The organism is Streptomyces solincola, from assembly GCF_002982015.1.
In the GTDB taxonomy this organism is placed as follows: Bacteria; Actinomycetota; Actinomycetes; order Streptomycetales; family Streptomycetaceae; genus Streptomyces; species Streptomyces solincola.
Genome location: NZ_PVLV01000253.1, coordinates 1 through 3,439, shown reverse-complemented (window position 1 = coordinate 3,439; position 3,439 = coordinate 1). Strand labels below are relative to the sequence as shown.

Sequence of the window (3,439 nt, the reverse complement as noted above, 5' to 3'; positions counted from 1 at the left end):
CGATGAACAGACCCCAGAACAGTCCGTATCCGGTGAGCTGGCCGGCTGGGGTGGCGGGCCAGGCTGCGGGGAGGTCGTGGGGGTTGGCCGCCAGGCTGCGTATCGCGTCGGGGGTGGCGGCGAAGGTGACGCCGTCGGGCCAGGAGCCGTGGGCGAACAGGCCGGCCAGATGGGTGGAGGTGTAGACGAGCAGGGCGATGCCGAGGAGGAAGGCGATCAGGGCGAGCAGGAGGCCGTCGGGGATGCCGCCCTGGCGGGGGGCAGGTGCGGGTGCGGCCGAGTGGTGGCGGGTCATAGGGGTCCCGGTTCGGGCTGGTGGCGGGCGGCCCGCCACGGTGGCGGGTCAGGCCACCGTGGAGCGGGACGCCTCGTCCATCTGCTGCTCGATGTAGGCGGCGCGCTGTTCCGCCTCCCACTCGGCGGCCTTGATCTCCTCGGGGAGGTCGTCGGCGAAGTCGGCGGGGTCGTCGGACGATTCGGTCATGGCGCGGTCGGTGTAGACCAGGGGGCGTTCGGCTTCGGTGACCAGGTGTTTGACGACCTGGACGTTGCCGTTGACGTCCCAGACGGCGATGCCGGGGGTGAGGGTGGGGATGATCTCCACCGCCCAGCGGGGCAGGCCCAGGACGCGGCCGGTGGCGCGGGCCTCGTCGGCTTTCTGGGCGTAGACCGTTCGGGTGGACGCCATCTTGAGGATGGCGGCGGCCTCCTTGGCGGCGGCGCCGTCGACCACGTCGGAGAGGTGGTGGACGACGGCGACGAAGGACAGGCCGAGGCGGCGGCCGAACTTCAGCAGGCGCTGGAACAGCTGGGCGACGAAGGGGCTGTTGATGATGTGCCAGGCCTCTTCGACGAGGAAGATGCGCTTCTTGCGGTCGGGGCGGATCCAGGTGTGTTCCAGCCACACGCCGACGATCGCCATCAGGATGGGCATGGCGATGGAGTTGCGGTCGATGTGGGAGAGGTCGAAGACGATCAGGGGCGCGTCGAGGTCGATGCCGACGGTGGTGGGGCCGTCGAACATGCCGCGCAGGTCGCCGTCGACCAGCCGGTCCAGGACGAGGGCGACGTCCAGGCCCCAGGCCCGTACGTCGTCCAGGTCGACGTTCATCGCGGCGGCGGACTCCGGCTCGGGGTGGCGGAGCTGCTCGACGATGTCGGTGAGGACGGGCTGGCGGGTGGTGATGGAGGCGTTGACATAGGCGTGGGCGACCTTGAGGGCGAAGCCGGAGCGTTCGTCCAGGCCGCGGCCCATGGCGACCTCGATGATGGTGCGCAGCAGGGCGAGCTGGCCGGTGGTGGTGATGGAGGGGTCGAGCGGGTTGAGCCGGATGCCGTCGTTCAGGGCGGCGGTCGGGTCGAGCCGGATGGGGGTTATCCCCAGCTCCTCGGCGATGAGGTTCCACTCGCCGACGCCGTCCTCGCCCTGGGCGTCGAGGACGACGACCTGTCGGTCGCGGAAGCGCAGCTGGCGCAGGACGTAGGTCTTCTCCAGGGCCGACTTGCCGTTGCCCGACTCGCCGAGGACCAGCCAGTGGGGGGCGGGGAGCTGCTGCCCGTAGAGCTGGAAGGGATCGTAGATGTAGCCCTTGCCGCTGTAGACCTCGCGGCCGATGATCACGCCGGAGTCGCCGAGGCCGGGCGCGGCGGTCGGCAGGTAGACGGCCTGGGCCTGGCCGGTGGAGGTGCGGACGGGCAGCCGGGTCGTCTCGACCTTCCCGAAGAGGAAGGCGGTGAAGGCCTCGGTGAGGGCGGACAGCGGATCTCGCATCTGAGGTGGCCCCTTAGCGGCGGATGCCGGTGGCGAACGGGAGCGTGTTCACGAAGGCCCGGTGGTGCTCGCGGTCGCACCACTCCAGCTTGAGGTAGGACTTGCCGGCCGAGGCCCGGATGGTCCGCTTGTCCCGGGCCAGGGCCTCGGGGGAGCGGGAGGAGACCGTGATGTAGCCGACGAGGTTGACGCCGGCGGCGCCGCTGGCGAGGTCCTCGCCGCGCTGGTCGAGCCGGCCGTGGGCGGCGATGTCGCGGGGGTCGACGGTGCGGTTCATCTTGGCGGCGCGGCTGGCCTCGGCCTCGTCGTTGGTCTTCTCGGTGAGCATCCGCTCGATGGCGACCTCGGTGGGTTCGAGGTCCATGGCGACGGAGACGGTGCGGATGACGTCCGGGGTGTGGACGAGGAGCGGGGCGAGGAAGTTGACGCCGACGGGTGTCATCGGCCACTCCTTGACCCAGGCGGTGGCGTGGCACCAGGGGGCGCGGGTGGCGGACTCGCGGGTCTTGGCCTGGAGGTAGGTGGGCTGGACGGCGTCCAGCTCGGCGGGCCAGGCGTTGCGCTTGGTCATGGCCTGGATGTGGTCGATGGGGTGGTCCGGGTCGTACATGGAGTGCACGAGGGAGGCGAGCCGGCTCTGGCCGAGGGGCTGGCGGACGCGGATGTCGGCCTCGGCGAGGCGGGCGCAGATGTCGGTGAGCTCGCGGGCCATGACGACGGCGAGGCCGGCGTCCTTGTCGAGCTTGCGGACGCCGGCGGACTGGCGGGCGGCGCGGGCCATGGCGTTGGCCTCGGCGGCCAGTTCGCGGGTGTAGTGCATGCAGGCGACGAGGTAGGCGCGGTGCTGCTCGCTGCTGGTGGACACCATGGACTGGAGCTGGTCGTAGGACTCGCGCAGCCAGCGGGGTGAGGCGGTGTCGCCGCGTTGGGCGACGTCCTTGGCGTGGGCGTCGGGGTCGGCGGGCAGGGTGCGGGCGAGCATTTGCAGGCGGGTGACGAAGCCGTCGCCGTTGGCGACGTGCTTGAGGAGGGTGCCGAAGCGGTCGACGAGGGCTTCCTGGTCCTCGCTGTCGCGCAGGCCGACGCCGGGGCCCTCGATCTCGATGGCGGCGGTGACGGTGCGCCGGTCGGCGTGCAGCAGGACGGCGATCTCGTCGGGGCCGAAGGGGGCGGAGAGCCAACTGATGCGGCCGATGCCGGGGGGCGGGCCGACCTCGACCTCGCGGCCGTCGAGGGCGGTGCCGGCCTCCATGGCGGAGGAGCGGTAGAGGGTGCCGGAGCGCAGGGTGCGCTTGAAGCTGCGGTTGACCTCGAACCACTTGTAGAAGGTGCGCCCGCGGTAGGGGACGTAGACGGCGGCCAGCGCCAGCATGGGGAAGCCGGCGAGGCAGACGATCCGCAGGGAGAGCAGCGGGATGAGCAGGCCGCTCATCATGCCGAGGAAGGCCCCGGCGATGATGAGGGCGATCTCGCCGGTCTCGCGGTTCTTGCCGACGATCGCGTTCGGCCGGGCGCGGCCGATGAGATACGTGCGGCGGGGCGTGAGCGGGTGGGACTGGGTCGTCAACGCCCTGCACCTCCTGTGGTTCCTGTGCTGCTGCTCTTACCGCCGCCGGTGGGGCCGCCGGCGGCGGTAAGAGCAGCAGCACAGGAACCACAGGAGGTGCA

At 71.3% G+C, this 3,439-nt stretch carries 2 protein-coding genes and 1 pseudogene; all 3 read right to left on the bottom strand.

The genetic code is table 11. The features are described from left to right. Positions 1-295 (bottom strand): annotated as a pseudogene (locus tag C6N75_RS17095) (type VI secretion protein); the annotation flags it as partial. Positions 296-343: 48 nt separating this feature from the next. Further along, entirely contained in the window at positions 344-1,771 is a 1,428-nt protein-coding gene (locus C6N75_RS17090) for an ATP-binding protein (RefSeq protein ID WP_105869770.1), read from the bottom strand. A gap of 13 nt (positions 1,772-1,784) precedes the next feature. Then, a complete protein-coding gene (locus C6N75_RS17085; RefSeq protein ID WP_105869769.1) occupies positions 1,785-3,338 on the bottom strand; it encodes an SCO6880 family protein in 1,554 nt (517 codons plus the stop codon). Between the last annotated feature and the right edge of the window lie 101 nt (positions 3,339-3,439).

Excerpts from the sequence above, each read along its gene's own strand:
- C6N75_RS17090 (WP_105869770.1), bottom strand. The coding sequence starts at position 1,771 with ATGCGAGATCCGCTGTCCGCCCTCACCGAGGCCTTCACCGCCTTCCTC.